Source organism: Streptomyces sp. NPDC104367 (assembly GCF_055583825.1).
Genome location: NZ_JBVJND010000006.1, coordinates 105,114 through 122,182 on the forward strand (window position 1 = coordinate 105,114; position 17,069 = coordinate 122,182).

Here is a 17,069-nt window from a genome sequence, read left to right on the forward strand (position 1 = left end):
CGCCGAGCGCTCAGACGGAGTCCGGGGCGGGGGCGGACTCCGGGGCGGGCTCCGGAGCCGTCGCGGGTGACGGCGCCGGAGCCGCGGCCCGCCCGCTCCGCGACCGGGACACCGCCACACCGGCCAGACACAGCACCCCGCCCACGAGCGTCAGCGCGCCGGGCACCTCGCCGAGCGCCAGCCACGACATCAGCACGACCAGCGCGGGCACCGCGTACGTGGTCGCGCCCATCCGGCTCGCCGTCGTCCGCGCCAGCGCGTACGCCCACGTGGTGAACGCCAGCGCCAGCGGGAACACGCCCAGGTACAGCATGTTGAGGGTCGCGGAGAGCGGGGCGTGTGCCGCCTCGCCGACCAGCTGCCCGGAGAACGGCAGGCAGAGCACGGCGCCGACCAGGCACCCGAACGTCGTCACCTGGAGCGCGCTCGCCCGGGCCAGCGCCGGCTTCTGCGCGACCACACCGCCCGCGTAGGAGACGGCCGCGAGCAGGCACAGCACCACGCCGAGCACCGAGGAACCGCCCTCGCCGGACATCGAAAGACCGACGGTCACCGCGCCCGCGAACGACACCGCCATCCCCGCGAGCAGCCGCGGCGGCATCGGATCGCCGAGCAGCCGGGCGCCGAGCAGCGCGATGAGGATCGGGCCGATGTTCACGACGAGCGCCGCGGTGCCCGCGTCCACCTGCTGCTCGCCCCAGTTCAGGACGACGCTGTAGAAGCCGAACCAGAGCAGCCCGGATATCACGATCCCGCGCCACGCGGACCTCGGCGGCAGCCCCTCGCGCCGTACGGCGCACAGCAGCCCGAGCACGAGGCACCCGGAGACCAGCCGCCCGAGCGCGAGCGCCCCCGGGGAGTAGGAGCCCCCCGCGCTCCGGATCGACACGAACGCCGACGCCCAGAGCACGACGGTGACGGCGGCCGCGGCGGCGGGCAGGAGGTGGCGGGGAACGCGAGCGGTGAACTTCTTCATGGGGTCGAGGGTAAGGAGCGGAGGCGGGATGCGGCTGGCGGATTTCGGACGGGGCTCAGGGCGGCGCCCCGCCGGCCCGCTACGCGTGCTCCGTCACCCGTGCGAACTGCTCGGCGAGCCCGTCCAGCAGCGCCCGCAACCCCGTCTCGAACGCGCGCTCGTCGATCTTCTCCTGCTGTTCCGCGAGGAGGTGGGCCTGGCCGAGGTGGGGGTAGTCGGCCGGGTCGTACGCGCTCTCGTCGTCGACGAAGCCGCCCGCGAACGAACCCAGCGCCGAGCCCATGATGAAGTACCGCATCAGCGCCCCGATCGACGTCGCCTGCGCCGGCGGCCACCCCGCGTCCACCATCGCCCCGTAGACCGCGTCGGCCAGCCGCAGGCCCGCCGGGCGGCGGCCGGGTCCCCGCGCGAGGACCGGGACGATGTTCGGATGGTCGCGGAGCGCGGCCCGGTAGGACACCGCCCAGTCGTGCAGCGCGGTCCGCCAGTCCCGGCCGCGCTCCCCGCCGTTGTCGAACATCGACAGGTCGACCTGCGCGCTCACGGAGTCGGCGACCGCCTCCAGGATCTCGTCCTTGGTGCGGAAGTGGTTGTAGAGCGAGGGCCCGCTCACCCCCAGCTCGGCCGCGAGCCGCCGGGTGGAGAGGGCCGCGAGACCGTCCGCGTCCACGAGTTCCCGTGCCGTCGTGACGATCCGGTCGGTGCTGAGGAGGGGCTTGCGCGGTCGGGCCATGGCGCACATAGTAGGGCTGCGCGAAGAAACTAGCAGTGCTAATTTAAATGGGGTGATCGCATGGTGAACCTGGGGCTCGGCGAGGAGCAGGCCGCCGTACGGCAGCTGGCCCGGGACTTCGTCGAGCGCGAGATCACCCCGCACGTGATCGCCTGGGACCGCGCCGAGGAGGTCGACCGGGGCATCGTGAAGAAGCTCGGCGACGTCGGGTTCCTGGGGCTGACCGTCGACGAGGAGTACGGCGGCTCGGGCGGCGACCACCTGTCGTACTGCCTGGTCACGGAGGAACTCGGCCGCGGCGACTCCTCCGTGCGCGGCATCGTCTCCGTCTCCCTGGGGCTCGTCGCCAAGACCGTCGCCGCCTGGGGGACCGAGGGGCAGAAACGGCACTGGCTGCCGGGGCTCACCTCCGGGGAGTACGTCGGCTGCTTCGGCCTCACCGAACCCGGCACCGGGTCCGACGCGGGCAGCCTGACCACCCGGGCCGTTCGCGAAGGCGACGAGTACGTCGTCAACGGCGGCAAGATGTTCATCACCAACGGCACCTGGGCCGACGTGGTCCTGCTCTTCGCCCGCTCCACCGACGCCCCCGGTCACAAGGGCGTCTCCGCGTTCCTCGTGCCGGCCGACACCCCCGGCCTCACCCGCCGCGCGGTCCACGGCAAGCTCGGGCTGCGCGGCCAGGCCACCGCCGAACTCGTCCTCAGGGACGTCCGGGTGCCCGCGTCCGCGATGCTCGGGCCCGAGGGCAAGGGGTTCTCCGTCGCCATGTCGGCGCTGGCCAAGGGGCGGATGTCGGTCGCGGCCGGATGCGTCGGGATAGCCCAGGCCGCCCTGGACGCGGCCGTGCGCTACGCCGGGGAGCGCGAGCAGTTCGGGACGCCGATCGCCGGGCACCAGCTGGTCCAGGAGCTGATCAGCGACATCGCCGTCGACGTGGACGCGGCCCGCCTGCTGACCTGGCGGGTCGCCGACCTGGTCGACCGCGGGCTGCCGTTCGCCACCGAGTCCTCCAAGGCCAAGCTCTTCGCCTCCGAGGCCGCGGTGCGCGCCGCCAACAACGCCCTCCAGGTCTTCGGCGGCTACGGCTACATCGACGAGTACCCGGTCGGCAAACTCCTGCGCGACGCCCGGGTGATGACCCTCTACGAGGGCACCAGCCAGATCCAGAAACTGCTCATCGGGCGGGCCCTGACGGGGGTTTCCGCGTTCTGAGCGCCCGCGGGACGCACGGTTGAGTACGTCCTGAGTACTTCGGCGGATGTGACGCGGCGCGCGGTCGCCGATGCTCTTCCCATGAGTGACACACCGGTCAGACACCAGAACACGGCCGCCTTCTACGGCCAGGCCGTCGCCTCCTTCGGCATCGCGATGGCGGCCACCGTCCTCGGCATCCTCCGGCTGGACGCCGACGCGTGGGTGCGCGGCTTCCTCGGCATCGCCGTGCTCTACCTCGTCACCTCCGCCTTCACGCTCGCGAAGGTGATCCGGGACCGCCAGGAGGCCGGCCAGATCGTCAGCCGGGTCGACCAGGCGAGGCTGGAGAAGCTGCTCGCCGATCACGACCCCTTCGAGAAGCTCTGACCGCCGCCGGCCGCCGGGGAAAGCTCTGAGCGGGCACACTAAGCGCTCGCTCAGCTTCGGCGGTATGGTGGAGCTCCTGTACCGAGAGGGGCGAACGAGCGATGAGTACGGCGGAGGAGACGGCCGGCGGCGAGATCGAGCCGTGGGAAGAGGTCACCCCTGACGCGGCACGGCGCCTGCTGGTCGCCGCCGTGGAAGCCTTCGCCGAGCGCGGCTACCACGCCACCACCACCCGCGACATCGCGGGCCGCGCCGGCATGAGCCCCGCCGCGCTCTACATCCACTACAAGACCAAGGAAGAGCTGCTCCACCGGATCAGCCGCATCGGCCACGACAAGGCCCTGGAGATCCTGCGGACGGCCGCGCGCCGTGAGGGCACCGCCGCCGAGCGGCTCGCCGACGCCGTCAGCTCCTTCGTCCGCTGGCACGCCGGGCGGCGCACCACCGCGCGGGTCGTCCAGTACGAGCTGGAGGCACTCGGGCCCGACGCCCGCGCCGAGATCCTCGCGCTGCGCCGCCAGGTCGACGCGGAGGTGCGCGGGATCATCGAGGAGGGCGTCGCGGCCGGTGAGTTCGACGTCCTCGACCCGCACGGCACCACCCTCGCGGTGCTCTCGCTGTGCATCGACGTCGCCCGCTGGTTCAACGTGAACGGCCCCCGCACGCCCGAGCAGGTCGGCGAGCTCTACGCCGACCTCGTGCTGCGGATGGTGGGGGCCGGATGACCGGCCGCCCGGCTCAGAGGTAGTACCGGGAGACCGACTCCGCGACGCAGACCGGCTTGTCGCCGCCCTCGCGCTCGACGGTGAAGGCGACGGTCACCTGCACACCGCCGGTGACGTCCTGTGCGCCGGTGATCCTCGCGGTGGCGCGCAGCCGGGAGCCGACCGGGACGGGGGCGGGGAAACGGACCTTGTTGGTGCCGTAGTTCACGCCCATCTTCACGCCCTCGACCCGGATCAGCTGGGGGCCGAAGAGGGGCAGCAGCGACAGGGTCAGATAGCCGTGCGCGATCGTCGTGCCGAACGGTCCCGCGGCCGCCTTCTCCGGGTCGACGTGGATCCACTGGTGGTCGCCCGTCGCCTCCGCGAACAGGTCGATGCGCTTCTGGTCCACCTCCAGCCAGTCGGTGTGGCCCAGCTGTTCGCCCACGGCGGCCTTCAGCTCGTCGGGGGAAGTGAAGGTCCTCGGTTCTGCCATGTCGCCGGCCCTCTCGCAGTCACACGTGCCATGTCTAAGCAACTGCTTAGCATGGTCGGGCTCGGGCCCGCTGTCAACGGACCGCGAGCGGCGCGGGTCGGTAGGGTCTGCGGGGTGCCGCAGATTCCCGAGAAGATCCACGAGCTGAGCGTCGGCCAGCTGTCCGCACGCAGCGGCGCGGCCGTGTCCGCGCTGCACTTCTACGAGGCCAAGGGCCTCATCAGCAGCCGGCGAACCTCCGGCAACCAGCGCCGCTACAGCCGTGACACGCTGCGCCGGGTGGCCTTCGTCCGGGCGGCACAACGGGTCGGCATCCCGCTGGCCACGATCCGCGAGGCGCTGCTGCGGCTCCCCGAGGAACGCACCCCGACCCGGGAGGACTGGGCGCGGCTCTCGCAGGCGTGGCGCGCGGAACTCGACGAGCGCATCCGGCAGCTGAACCGGTTGCGGGACCATCTGACGGACTGCATCGGCTGCGGGTGCCTGTCGCTGGACACCTGCGTCCTGTCCAACCCGGACGACGCGTTCGGCGAACGCCGCGCCGGGTCCCGGCTCCTGCCGGAGGGCGGGCGGTAGTCCGGGCTCTCGAACGGCGCCGGAGCCAGGGGGAGTCCGGTCCCCGGGGGCTTCGCCGGCACGTCGAACACCGCGTGTCCAGCAGGGGGTGCGGCATCCCCGCCGCACCCCCACGTGATCAGGCCGACATGAGCAGCCGCCCGCGCCTGGCGTAGGCCAGGGCCTCGGGGGTGAGCACCGGACGCGGTACCAGGATCCCGCAGTCGGCGCAGACCGGACCGGCCGAAGGCTCGTGGTCCAGGTCGTACTTCCAGATGAGGCGCTCCCCTTCGCACACCGGGCACACCGTGCCCGGCTCGCGCTCCAGGGCGGCGATCAGCCGTCGCAGCACCTCGGCCAGCGGTTCGTCGGGATGGACACGTGGGTCGTCGCACCAGGCCACTCCGAATCCGCCCCAGGTCAGCCGGTGCCAGTCGTCCACGCTGCCCGGGCGGCGCAGCCCGTCGTGCTTCTCCTTCTTGCGGCGCTCGGCGAACTCGACCTCATAGGCGAGCCAGACCGCCCGCGCCTCCTCCAGTTCCTCCAGTGCGCCCACGAGACGCACCGGATCGGGGGACCGGTCCTCGGGACCGAACCCGGCCCGCGCGCACAGATGGTCCCAGGTCGCACGGTGCCCGTAAGGAGCGAACCGCTCCAGGCACTTGCGCAGCGAGTAACGCCGTAGCGCCAGATCGCACCGTGGGTCTCGCGCCTGTCTCGCCAGACTCCGGAAACCGGCCATCGCCCTGCACCTCCGTCACACCTGCACCTGTACTTCGGTCACTTCGGCGTCGCCGCACGGACTGCGCACGGCGTTGCCGTATAGACGTATCGACACTCGAATCGGCTCCATCCGATTTCCGATGCCGTCCATAAGGCCGCCCGCCTTGACCGACGGCAGGTGAGACCGCCGACGCGCGCGACCCTTCCAAAACTTGACGCATGTTCATCTTCAATCTCGGGGATACCGGCGGTAACGTCCGGCCCACCCCCGTCGTGAGGAGCAGCCATGCCACGGCGCACCAGACACCACGCGTTGTTCGACAAACTGAGAACTCCCCGCAAGCTTCCCGGGTTCCTGAAAGCCGCATCCGTATGCGCGCTGATCGCCGGGCTGCTCTCCCCGCTCGCCCAGGCGCCGGCCGCGGCGGCGGCGTCCAACGACTACTGCGGCGGACAGTGTTCCGACATCCTGCCGCCCGGCGAGAACGGCAACGCCACCCTCGCCCAGATCCTGCTCAACCAGGCCTTCGGCACCCAGCCCAGCCACGCCGAGGACCAGCTCGGCCCCTACGCCAACCTGGCCACCGGCTACTCCACCCTCACCGACGCGAAGATCAACACGTTCTTCAACGACGCGTCGTTCGGGGTCGCATCGAGTCAAGTCGCCTCCACGGAGAGCCCGGCCGGACGCAGCGACGTCACCATCGTCCGCGACAAGGCGACCGGTGTGCCGCACATCACCGGTACCACCAGATACGGCACCGAGTTCGGGGCGGGGTATGCCGCCGCTGAGGACCGGCTGTGGCTCATGGACGTGTTCCGCCACGTCGGGCGCGGCCAGCTGACCACCTTCGCCGGCGGCGCCGCCTCCAACCAGGGGCTGGAGCAGGAGTTCTACCGCAACGCCCCCTACACCGAGGCCGACCTCCAGGCGCAGATCGACCGGGCCGTCGCCAACAACGGCACCCGCGGCCAGCAGGCCCTCACGGACGCCAACGCCTACCTCGACGGCATCAACTCCTACATAGACGCCTCCGACAGCGGCCGATACTTCCCCGGTGAGTACGTGCTGACCGGGCACAAGGACTCGGTCACCAACGCCGGCACCATCGACCACTTCAAGATCACCGACCTGGTCGCGCTGGCCTCCGTGATCGGCTCGCTGTTCGGCTCCGGCGGCGGTGGCGAGGTCAACAACGCCATCTCGCTGCTCGCCGCGCAGCAGAAGTACGGCGTGACCGAGGGCACCAAGGTCTGGGAGTCGTTCCGGGAACGCAACGACGCCGAGGCCGTGGTCACCGTCCACAACGGCGAGAGCTTCCCGTACGGGACCAAGCCGGACAGCCCGCAGGGCGAGGCGCTGCCCGACGCCGGATCGGTGACGACCGAGCCGCTGGTCTACGACGCCACCGGCACCGGCGCCGACCAGAGCGCCGACGCCGCCTCCGCCGCGGCGACCGCGACCGCGCTCAGCTCGGCCAGACGCGGCATGTCCAACGCCCTGGTCGTCAGCGGCAAGTACACGTCGAGCGGGCACCCCGTCGCCGTGTTCGGACCGCAGACCGGCTACTTCGCCCCGCAGCTGCTCATGCTCCAGGAGATCCAGGGCCCGGGCATCAGCGCCCGCGGCGCCTCCTTCGCCGGCCTGAGCATGTACGTCGAACTCGGCCGCGGCCAGGACTACGCGTGGTCCGCCACCACCTCCGGCCAGGACATCATCGACTCCTACGCCGTCGAACTCTGCCAGGACGACTACCACTACCTCTACCACGGCACCTGCACGGCCATGGACGAGGTCGAGCAGAAGAACTCCTGGGCCCCGACCACGGCCGACAGCACGGCCGCGGGCTCGTACACGATGAAGGTCTACAAGACCAAGTACGGACCCGTGGAGTACCGGGCCACCGTCGGCGGCACGAAGGTCGCCTACACCACCCTGCGCTCCTCCTACATGCACGAGGTCGACTCGATCATCGGCTTCCAGATGCTCAACGATCCCGACTACGTGACCAGCCCGCAGACCTTCCAGAGCGCCGCGCAGCACATCAACTTCACCTTCAACTGGTTCTACGCCGACTCCTCGCACACCGCGTACTACAACAGCGGTGACAACCCGGTGCGCGCGAGCGGGGTCGACCCCGAGTTCCCGGTCTGGGGCCGGGCCGCCTACGAGTGGCAGAACTGGAACCCGACCACCAACACGGCCGACTACACCCCGGCCTCCCAGCACCCCAACTCCGTCGACCAGGACTACTACATCTCCTGGAACAACAAACAGGCGCTCAACTACACGACCGCCAGCTGGGGCGACGGGTCCGTCCATCGCGGCAACCTCCTGGAGGACCGGGTGAAGAAACTCGTCGCGGCCGGCGGCGTCACCCGCTCCGCGCTGGTCAAGGCCATGTCGGACGCGTCACTCACCGACCTGCGGGCCGAGGACGTGCTGCCCGACCTGCTGAAGGTGATCAACAGCAGCACGGTCACCGACTCCACCGCGGCCGCGGCCGTCACCAAGCTCCAGACCTGGCTCACGGCGGGCGGCAAGCGCACCGAGACCTCGTCCGGCTCGAAGACGTACGCCAACGCCGACGCCATCCGGATCCTGGACGCCTGGTGGCCGCTGCTGGTGAAGGCCGAGTTCCAGCCCGGCCTCGGTGACGACCTGTACACCGCGTTCACCGCCAACCTGCCCATCGACGAGACCCCCTCGGCCGCGCACGGGCCCACCGGCTCGCACGCGGGCAGCTCCTACCAGTACGGCTGGTGGAGCTACGTCGACAAGGACATCCGCTCGGTGCTCGGGCAGACCGTCTCGGGGCCGCTGGCCGAGCAGTACTGCGGCGGCGGCAGCCTCAGCTCCTGCCGGGACATCCTCATCAGCACCCTGAAGACGGCGGCCGGCACCAGCGCGTCCACCGTCTACCCCGGGGACTCGCTGTGCTCGGCGGGCGACCAGTGGTGCGCCGACTCGATCGTCCAGCGCACCCTGGGCGGCATCAAGCACTACAACATCAGCTGGCAGAACCGGCCGACCTTCCAGCAGGTGGTGGAGTTCACGTCGCACCGGTGACGTACCCCGGCGGCGGGGTCACGCGATACGCCCCGCCGCCAGCACCACCCGGGCCAGCTCGGGGTGCACGATGTCACTGTGCGCCCCGGTCGGCGGACCGCCCCTCCTGACCACCGCCGCCGCGTCGACGTTCACACAGCCCGACGCGGCGAGCGGTCCGCTCAGGGCCGCCGCCAGATCCAGCGACCCGGTACCCGGCACCGCCTGCACGCCGTCGTGGCCCAGCGCGCCCCACCGGTCGCCGGCCGTCCGGCCCGCGTCCGCGACCAGGACCGCCCGGTCCTCGTCCGCCAGCCGCGAGGCCAGCGGATAGAGCGTGCCGAGCGCCTCGTCGAAGCGGGAGTAACAGCACACCAACGGCCCGTCGATCCGGTCCTGACGGCCGTGCAGCACTCCGCTCGTGCGCGCGTCCTGGGGCAGCCGGGCGGCGAACGCGTAGTGCGAGAAGGCCCCTTGCAGCAGCGTCACGGACTTCACCGTGCGCACCCCGTCGGGCAGCCCGCGCAGCGCGAACGCCACCAGCCGCCCGCCGAAGCTGTGCCCGACCAGATGCACCCGCACGTCCGGCGCCACCTGGGCCAGCCGCCCGATCACACCCCCGAGTCCCCGCTCGCCGACGGTCCCCGCGCGCCGCTTCATCGCGTAGTACGCCGCCTGCCGCAGCAGCTCCTTGGCCCCGTCCCACGGATCGGGCAGCGCGAACTCCTCGGCCCCCGGCCCCTGCCGGAGCGACGCCAGGGTCCGGGCGAACTCCTCGCACAGGGCGGCCGGGTCCCCGGTGAACAGCGCCGGCTCGCCCTGCGGGACGCCCTCCGCGAGCGTGTCGGCGGCGAAGAGCGGCTGCGGGCCGTCGGGGAGGACCTCGACGAGCACCCGCGCCAGCCGCCCGAACTCCTCCAGTCCGTCGGCCGGCCGCCCGTCCAGCATGCGCGCGAGCCGGTCGACCACGGTGGCCCGCCCCGGGAACGCCTCCAGCAGCGCCTGCCGGGTGTCCTTGTCCAGCGCGGGGGCCGGCGACTGCTCCGCCTCCCGCGCCGCCACGGACCTCGGGAAGTCCGGGATCGGCTCGTCGCAGAACCGCATCGACGGCCAGATCACCCCGACGTACCCGAGCCGCGCCCTCGGCACCAGCTTCGGGATCGGGGCGAAGAACCGCCGGTACAGGGCGGTCGCGCCCGAGCGGTCGTTGTTCCAGCCGTGCGCGAAGACGATCAGGTCGTGGACGCCGTGCCCCGCGACCTGCCCCAGCAGCCGGTCGCGTTCGGCGCCGTCCGGGTCCCCGTCCGCGTCGAAGGTCAGCTCCCAGTAGGGAGCCACACTCGTCCCGGGATCCGTCATACCGGGCTCCTCCTCCCGCGAACCGGTGCGATGTGCGCGCATCGTCCTGCCGGGGGGCAAGTTTGGCCATACGCCGCGCCTCACCTGTAGCGGAGAAATTCCCTTCGGATGCGGAGGAAAGCATCCAGTTCGTCCCGCCGGGCTCCGACGGCGCCCGGTCCGGGCCGGGGCCCGCGCCGATCGCCGTCCGCCCGTCCGGGCCGCCCTTCCCTTTCAACATACCGACTGGTTAGTCTGACGACGCTGAGCCGAGGCGTGTTGTTTCGCGTCGTGTCGAAGGAGACCGATGGTGGGAGCCGTGCGAGATGCCCGAGTCGTCGTCACCGGGGCGGGAGGCGGCATCGGGGCCGCGCTGGCCCGCCGGTTCGCCGCCGAAGGGGCGCGGGTCGTGGTGAACGACCTGGACGCGGAGAAGGCGGCCGCCGTCGCCGGGGAGATCGGCGGGACCGCCGTCCCGGGGGACGCGTCGGGCATCGTGGCGGCCGCCCGCGAGGCGCTCGGCGGGGGCGTCGACGTGTACTGCGCCAACGCCGGGCTCGGCTCGGGCGGGTCCGAGGCCGCCGGCGAGGAGGTGTGGGCCTCGGCCTGGGACGTGAACGTGATGGCCCATGTGCGGGCCGCCCAGGAGCTGGTGCCGGAGTGGCTGGAGCGGGGGAGCGGGCGGCTCGTGTCGACCGTGTCCGCCGCCGGACTGCTCACCATGATCGGGGCCGCGCCGTACAGCGTGACCAAGCACGCCGCCTACGCCTTCGCCGAGTGGCTGTCCCTGACGTACCGGCACCGGGGGCTCAAGGTGCACGCGATCTGCCCGCAGGGCGTGCGCACCGACATGCTCGCCGCCACCGGGAGCGCGGGCGACCTGGTGCTCCGGCCGACCGCGATCGAGCCGGACGACGTCGCGGACGCGCTGTTCAAGGGGATGGCGGAGGACCGGTTCCTGATCCTGCCGCATCCCGAGGTCGCCGAGTTCTACCAGGCGCGGGCCGCCACCCCGGACCGCTGGCTGGCCGGCATGAACCACATCCAGCGGAAGTGGGAGGCCACCCGGTGAGCTCACCGCAGACGGAGTCCGTGTACGCCGCCCGCCCCTGGGTGGCGCTGCTCAACGACGTCCAGCGCGGCCCGGTCGACCCCCCGGACTCGCTGGTCCACGCCCTGCGCACCGCCGCGGCCGAGGCGCCCGACCGGGCCTTCCTCGCCTACTTCGACGCCCGGCTCGGCTTCCGCGAGATCGACGAGCTGAGCGACTCCGTCGCCGCCCACCTCGCCGAGCGCGGCCTGGAGCGCGGCGACCGGGTCGCCGTCGTCCTCCAGAACTCACCGCACTTCGTGCTCGCCGTGCTCGGCGCCTGGAAGGCGGGCGCGATCGTCGTGCCGGTCAACCCGATGTACAAGTCGGGGGAGGTCTCCCACGTCCTGAAGGACGCCGGGGCGGCCGCGCTGGTCTGCTCGCAGCGGGCCTGGGAGTCGTACCTGCGCGAGACGGCCGCCGACTCGCCGGTGCGGATCGTGCTCACCGCCAGCGAGCTGGACTTCCAGACCCGCGACGACGCACGCGTGCTGACCTTCGGACGGCTCCCGCAGGCCGCCGACGCCGACGACCTGGTCGAGGTCGCGCGCCGGGGCGGCAGGGCGCCCGAGGGGCGGGACCCGGCGCCGTCCGACATCGCGCTGATCAGCTACACCTCCGGGACCAGCGGCGCCCCCAAGGGCGCCACCAACCTGCACGGCAACATCATGTACAACGCCGAGCGGCAGCGCACCGGGCTCGCGCTGCCCGACGCGCCCGTCTACTACGCCCTCGCGCCGCTCTTCCACATCACCGGCATGGTCTGCCAGCTCGGCGCCTGCCTGACCAGCGCGGGCACACTGGTGCTGACCTACCGCTTCGAGCCGGGCCTGGTCCTGGAGGCGTTCGCCGAGCACCGGCCGCAGTACACGGTCGGTCCCTCCACCGCCTTCATGGCCCTCGCCGCCCACCCGGACGTCACCCCGGAGCACTTCGCGTCCTTCGTGAACATCTCCTCGGGCGGCGCGCCGCTGCCGCCCGCGCTGGTGGAGAAGTTCCGGGCGGGCTACGGGCCGTACATCAGGAACGGCTACGGGCTGACCGAGTGCACCGCGCCGTGCGCCGCCGTGCCGCCCGGACGGGAAGCGCCCGTCGACCCCGCCTCCGGGACCCTCGCGGTCGGCGTGCCCGGTCCCGACGGCGTCGTGCGGATCATCGACGACGAGGGCCGTGAGGTGCCCCTCGGCGAGCAGGGCGAGATCGCCGTGCGCGGGCCGCAGGTGGTGCCCGGGTACTGGCGGCGCCCCGAGGCCACCGCCGAGACCTTCCCCGACGGCGAACTGCGCACCGGCGACATCGGGTTCATGGACGCCGAGGGCTGGCTGTACGTCGTCGACCGCAAGAAGGACATGATCAACGCGTCCGGCTTCAAGGTCTGGCCGCGCGAGGTCGAGGACGTCCTCTACACGCACCCGGCGGTGCGCGAGGCGGCCGTCGTGGGAGTACCCGACGGCTACCGCGGGGAGACCGTCAAGGCGTACATCAGTCTCCGCCCGGGAGCCGCAACCGATCCCGCCGATCTCGCCCTCCATTGCAAGGAGAGACTGGCCGCCTACAAATATCCGCGCCAGGTGGAGATCCTGCCCGACCTGCCGAAGACGGCGAGTGGGAAGATCCTCCGACGGGAACTTCGTTCCCGACCGCAACAGGGTTAGCAGGACATACGAGGAAGGCAGGTGGCGGCAGTGCCCAGGACGACGGACGGGGACGGGGCTCCCGTTCCGCAGCGGCTCCTCGCCGCCGCCACCCGGCTCTTCGCCGAGCAGGGGTACGACCGCACCTCCGTGCAGGAGATCGTGGAGGCCGCCGGCGTCACCAAGGGGGCGCTGTACCACTACTTCGGCTCCAAGGACGACCTCCTGCACGAGGTGTACGCGCGCGTGCTGCGCGTCCAGCAGGAGCGGCTCGACGCCTTCGCGAACGCGGACGAGCCGATCGAGAAGCGGCTGCGGGGCGCGGCCGCCGACGTCGTCGTGACCACCATCGAGAACCTCGACGACGCGTCGATCTTCTTCCGGTCCATGCACCACCTGAGCCCGGAGAAGAACAAGCAGGTGCGCGCCGAGCGCCGGCGCTACCACGAGCGCTTCCGCGCGCTCGTCGAGGAGGGCCAGCGCGCGGGCGTGTTCTCGACCGCGACCCCGGCCGACCTCGTCGTCGACTACCACTTCGGCTCGATCCACCACCTGTCGACCTGGTACCGGCCGGACGGCCCCCTGACCCCGCAGCAGCTCGCCGACCACCTGGCCGACCTGCTGCTGCGAGCGCTGCGCCCCTAACGCGCCCCGGCCGGTGCCGTGCCGACGGTGTCGGTCAGCAGCGGCAGGAGCGAGGGGTCCGGCACGGTCAGGCGCAGGCCCTCGCCCGGGTAGAGGCGGGCGTGCAGGCCGGCGTCGGCCAGCCGCCGGTGGACCGGGGCGGACGCCTGCGGATGGTCCAGCCACACGAAGTTCGCGTGGCTGCGCGGCACCGTCCAGCCGGCCTTCCTGAGCGCGTCGAGCAGGGCGTCGCGGGTGCCGGTGAGCGAGCGGATCCGGTCCTCCAGCTCCGTCTGCGCGCGCAGGCTGGCGTGGACCGCGGCGGTGGCCTCCTTGGTGACGCCGAACGGCAGTTGCTGGGCCCGGGCCCGCCCGGCGGGACCCGGGTGGGCGATGCCGTACCCGATCCGCAGCCCGGCCAGGCCGTACGCCTTGGAGAACGTCCGCAGGACGACCAGGTTGGGACGGCCCTCCAGGAGGGCCGGGGAGTCGGGGCGGCCGGGCCCGGCGAACTCTGTGTACGCCTCGTCGAGCAGGACGAGGGTGTGGGCGGGGACGCGGTCGAGGAAGCCGGTCAGCGCCCGCTCGCCGACCAGCGTCCCGGTGGGGTTGTGCGGGTTGCACAGGACGACCGCGGCCGCCCCCGCCCCCGCCACCGCCGCGTCGGCGATGGCGTCGAGGTCCTGGTGGCCGCCCGCCCGCAGCGGCACCCGCACCGGTCGCGCCCGGACCATCTGCGCGAGCAGCGGGTAGGCGTCGAAGTTCCGCCAGCCGAAGACCATCCGGCCGCCCGCGGGCACCTCGGCCCGCAGGAACTGAAGGGCCACGCCCACGGACCCGTTGCCCACCACCACGCGGTCCTCGTCGACCCGGCACCAGCGTGCCAGCCGGGCGGCCAGCGCGTCGGGGTGGAAGTCCGGGTACCGGTGGGCGTCGGCGCCCGCCTCGCCGATCGCCCGGGCCACGGAGGGCAGGGGGGCCAGCGGGTACTCGTTCAGGTCCAGCCGCACCGGTGCTCGGCCGGCCGGGCCGGGGGCCGGCGCGCCGAGGGGCAGGGGCGGGGGGTGCAGGCTCACGGGGGTCTCACCTCGTCGTAAACGATCACAGGGACGCCCCGCAGTCTGCTGGCAGCCGTGCCGATGCCCCGGCGTCCGCACGGCGCACTCCTATTCGGTTTCCTGTTCGCATCCTGACCCGCCGAATCGATCCGCCGGGCCCGGCCCGTACTCCTCCAGGTGACTTGCCCGGTGTGCGGCGCCCCGGGCGCGGCCGGGAGTGGGACAGTGACCTGGGCCGGAGAGGGGGCAGACGCGGCCGGACGGACGGCGGGCTCGGCCCGCCCGAGCGGAGGCAGGGATGCGTGTGCCGGTGGTGAGTGCCGCGCCGTTGATGGGGCTGGCCGGCGGGCTGTGGACGTTCAAGACGGTCGCCACGGCCCTGGAGTTCGGCCTGTTCGAGTTCCTCGACGGCCGTCCGGCCCGGGAGGAGGAGGTCCGCGAGGCCCTGGGGCTGACCCCGCAGGGCACGGAGATGCTGCTGGCGGCCTGCGCCTCGCTGGGGCTGCTGACCAGGCCGGCGGAGGGCTTCTGGGCCGCGGGCGAGATGGCCGCGGCGTACCTCGTGCCGGGCAAGCCGTACTACTTCGGGGACCTGATCGAGTACATCGACCGCTACCAGTACCGGCCCTGGCAGCGGATCGGGGACGCGCTGCGCACCGGCCGGCCGGTGATGTGGGACCCGGACCGGCACGAGACCCGGTTCCACGACGCGGAGTTCCAGGAGGTCTTCCACCGGGCCATGCGCGCGGCCTCGGCGGCGACGGCGCGGGAGTTCGCCGGCCTCGTGCCCTGGCCGTACCGGCGGCTGCTGGACGTCGGCGGCGGCAGCGCGGTCTACGCCGTGGAGCTGTGCCGGGCCAATCCCGCCCTGGCCGCCACGGTGATGGACCTGCCGTCCGTCACCCCGGCCGCCGAGAAACAGGTGTCCGACGCGGGACTGGCCGGGCGGATCGCGACGCACCCCGGCGACTTCCGCGCCGACCCGCTGCCGGGCGGGCACGACGTGCTGCTGCTGTCGCACATCCTCCACGACTGGGACGACGCCACCTGCCACCGCCTGCTGGACGCGTGCTTCACCGCGCTGGAGCCCGGCGGCACGATCGTCGTCAACGAGATGTTCCTCAGCGCCGACCGCACCGGGCCGGCCGGCGCCGCGCTCCTCGGGATGAACATGATCGGCGAGTTCGGCATCAGCCGGAACTTCTCCCACACCGAGATCGGCGACTGGCTGACCGGGCACGGATTCACCAGGGTGTGCCACCGGGAGCTGCCGTTGGCCACGAGTACCGGCATCGTCACCGGCGTCAAACCCACGGGCTGACCTGCGCGTCCCGCTCCCGGGGCGCTTCCGCTCCCGGCGGCGGAGCGTCTCGTGCGGGTGAATTCCACCGCCGGGCGGGTGAGTCCGGCGTGGGGGGCGCGCGGGGAGCTTTTAGGTTGCGCCGGTGAACGACGTGTACCGCATCCTCGAAGAATCCGCCCTCCTCGCCGAGTCCGGGGACACGGCCGGGCTACGTGCCGCGCTGGCCCGCGCCGAACACCTGTCCAGCGACGACCCGCAGCTCACGCACTCTTTCCTGACCGCCTTCCGGCGCCGCCTCGACGGTGTCGCGGACCTCGGGAACCTGTACCTGCGCGCGGACGGCGACGCCCAGATCGACCTGTTCGCCGTGATGGTGCGTCACCTTCCGCTGCTGCGGGCGGCCCGGCACGCCAACGACAACCTGCTGCCCCTGCTCGACGGGGAGGAGCGGGCCACGGTCCTCGCCCTGGGCATCGGCGAGGGCCGCCAGGAGCGGGATCTGCTGGTCCGGGCGCCCGCGCTGCGGCATCTGACCGTGATCGGTGTGGACGTGGCCGCCGACAGCCTGGTGGCGGCGGAGGGCGCGGTGCGGGAGGGGGCGGGGCGGACGGGGGCCACGGTGGACTTCCGTTCCGTCACGGCCGCGACCGAGGACCTGGACGACGCCTTCTGGGAGAGCCTCGCCGCCCTGCCCGGCCCGCTGCTGGTCACCGCGTCGTTCGCGCTGCACCACATGCGCGACACCCCCGACGGCGCCGACACCCGCACCCCGCTCTTCCGGCGGCTGCGGGCCCTGTCACCGGCCGCCCTCGCGCTGTGCGAGCCGGATTCCGACCACCACCGAGTCCCCCTGCCCGTCCGGCTGGCGAACGCCTGGCACCACTACGGCACGGTGTTCGCCGCGATCGACGCCACCGGCGCGACCGATGCCGAACGGACCGCGATGAAGCGGTTCTTCGGCCGGGAGATCCACAACGTGATCGGTGCCAGGGACGCGGACCGCTACGAGCGGCACGAGTCCGCGGATGCCTGGGCCGACCGGCTCACCACCGCCGGATTCCGCCTGCTCACCCCGCTGCCCGCCCCGGACGGCCCCGAGCCGGGCTTCACCGCCACCGTCCTGCCCGGCCGTCTCGCCCTCGCCTTCAAGGACGTCCCCCTCGCCGCCGTGCTCATCGCCGCACCCAGCTGAGGACACCCGG

General features: G+C 72.5%; 16 protein-coding genes. 10 read left to right on the forward strand and 6 right to left on the reverse strand.

The window, feature by feature from the left end:
• Nucleotides 1-10 precede the first annotated feature (10 nt).
• The gene (locus ACZ619_RS11080) at nt 11-976 is read right to left on the reverse strand and encodes a DMT family transporter (RefSeq protein WP_469596979.1); all 966 of its coding nucleotides are present in this window, start codon (nt 974-976) and stop codon (nt 11-13) included.
• Nucleotides 977-1,055: 79 nt separating this feature from the next.
• Nucleotides 1,056-1,709, reverse strand: a complete 654-nt coding sequence (locus ACZ619_RS11085; RefSeq protein WP_469596982.1) for a TetR/AcrR family transcriptional regulator — start codon at nt 1,707-1,709, stop codon at nt 1,056-1,058.
• A gap of 63 nt (nt 1,710-1,772) precedes the next feature.
• On the opposite strand from ACZ619_RS11085, the gene ACZ619_RS11090 reads away from it, so the two are divergent.
• The 3 genes from ACZ619_RS11090 (at nt 1,773) to ACZ619_RS11100 (ending at nt 4,018) form a co-directional block, all read left to right on the forward strand.
• Entirely contained in the window at nt 1,773-2,924 is a 1,152-nt protein-coding gene (locus tag ACZ619_RS11090) for an acyl-CoA dehydrogenase family protein (protein ID WP_469597506.1), read from the forward strand.
• A gap of 81 nt (nt 2,925-3,005) precedes the next feature.
• Nucleotides 3,006-3,293, forward strand: coding sequence for a YiaA/YiaB family inner membrane protein (locus ACZ619_RS11095; RefSeq protein WP_469596985.1), 288 nt, complete (start codon nt 3,006-3,008; stop codon nt 3,291-3,293).
• A gap of 101 nt (nt 3,294-3,394) precedes the next feature.
• Entirely contained in the window at nt 3,395-4,018 is a 624-nt protein-coding gene (locus ACZ619_RS11100) for a TetR/AcrR family transcriptional regulator (protein ID WP_469596988.1), read from the forward strand.
• A 13-nt stretch (nt 4,019-4,031) separates the two neighbouring features.
• Here the strand turns inward: ACZ619_RS11100 and ACZ619_RS11105 are convergent, their stop codons facing one another.
• The gene (locus tag ACZ619_RS11105; protein WP_469596991.1) at nt 4,032-4,493 is read right to left on the reverse strand and encodes a MaoC family dehydratase; all 462 of its coding nucleotides are present in this window, start codon (nt 4,491-4,493) and stop codon (nt 4,032-4,034) included.
• A 114-nt stretch (nt 4,494-4,607) separates the two neighbouring features.
• Here ACZ619_RS11105 and soxR point away from each other — a divergent pair, with 114 nt between their 5' ends.
• On the forward strand, nt 4,608-5,069 hold the full coding sequence (soxR, locus tag ACZ619_RS11110; RefSeq protein WP_469596994.1) for a redox-sensitive transcriptional activator SoxR: 462 nt from the start codon (nt 4,608-4,610) through the stop codon (nt 5,067-5,069).
• A gap of 118 nt (nt 5,070-5,187) precedes the next feature.
• Here soxR and ACZ619_RS11115 read toward each other — a convergent pair whose 3' ends face one another.
• Nucleotides 5,188-5,790: a hypothetical protein gene (locus ACZ619_RS11115; protein WP_469596997.1), complete on the reverse strand. Its 603-nt coding sequence runs from the start codon at nt 5,788-5,790 to the stop codon at nt 5,188-5,190.
• A 267-nt stretch (nt 5,791-6,057) separates the two neighbouring features.
• Between ACZ619_RS11115 and ACZ619_RS11120 the strand changes: the two genes are divergently transcribed.
• Nucleotides 6,058-8,841, forward strand: coding sequence for a penicillin acylase family protein (locus ACZ619_RS11120; RefSeq protein WP_469597000.1), 2,784 nt, complete (start codon nt 6,058-6,060; stop codon nt 8,839-8,841).
• Between the two features lie 18 nt (nt 8,842-8,859).
• Here ACZ619_RS11120 and ACZ619_RS11125 read toward each other — a convergent pair whose 3' ends face one another.
• The gene (locus ACZ619_RS11125; protein WP_469597003.1) at nt 8,860-10,179 is read right to left on the reverse strand and encodes a serine-threonine protein kinase; all 1,320 of its coding nucleotides are present in this window, start codon (nt 10,177-10,179) and stop codon (nt 8,860-8,862) included.
• Between the two features lie 286 nt (nt 10,180-10,465).
• Here ACZ619_RS11125 and ACZ619_RS11130 point away from each other — a divergent pair, with 286 nt between their 5' ends.
• The 3 genes from ACZ619_RS11130 to ACZ619_RS11140 are packed head-to-tail and all read left to right on the forward strand — an operon-like array spanning nt 10,466 to nt 13,527.
• Entirely contained in the window at nt 10,466-11,230 is a 765-nt protein-coding gene (locus ACZ619_RS11130) for an SDR family oxidoreductase (RefSeq protein WP_469597005.1), read from the forward strand.
• Entirely contained in the window at nt 11,227-12,903 is a 1,677-nt protein-coding gene (locus tag ACZ619_RS11135) for a class I adenylate-forming enzyme family protein (protein WP_469597008.1), read from the forward strand. The genes ACZ619_RS11130 and ACZ619_RS11135 overlap by 4 nt, the downstream gene beginning before the upstream one ends.
• A 30-nt stretch (nt 12,904-12,933) precedes the next feature.
• Nucleotides 12,934-13,527, forward strand: coding sequence for a TetR/AcrR family transcriptional regulator (locus ACZ619_RS11140; RefSeq protein ID WP_469597010.1), 594 nt, complete (start codon nt 12,934-12,936; stop codon nt 13,525-13,527).
• Here the strand turns inward: ACZ619_RS11140 and ACZ619_RS11145 are convergent.
• Nucleotides 13,524-14,582, reverse strand: coding sequence for an aminotransferase class I/II-fold pyridoxal phosphate-dependent enzyme (locus tag ACZ619_RS11145; RefSeq protein WP_469597013.1), 1,059 nt, complete (start codon nt 14,580-14,582; stop codon nt 13,524-13,526). The genes ACZ619_RS11140 and ACZ619_RS11145 overlap by 4 nt on opposite strands.
• Before the next feature lie 280 nt (nt 14,583-14,862).
• Between ACZ619_RS11145 and ACZ619_RS11150 the strand changes: the two genes are divergently transcribed.
• Both ACZ619_RS11150 and ACZ619_RS11155 read left to right on the forward strand, forming a co-directional pair.
• On the forward strand, nt 14,863-15,885 hold the full coding sequence (locus tag ACZ619_RS11150; protein ID WP_469597015.1) for a methyltransferase: 1,023 nt from the start codon (nt 14,863-14,865) through the stop codon (nt 15,883-15,885).
• A 124-nt stretch (nt 15,886-16,009) separates the two neighbouring features.
• A complete protein-coding gene (locus ACZ619_RS11155) occupies nt 16,010-17,059 on the forward strand; it encodes a GRAS family protein (protein ID WP_469597018.1) in 1,050 nt (349 codons plus the stop codon).
• The last annotated feature ends 10 nt before the right edge of the window (nt 17,060-17,069 follow it).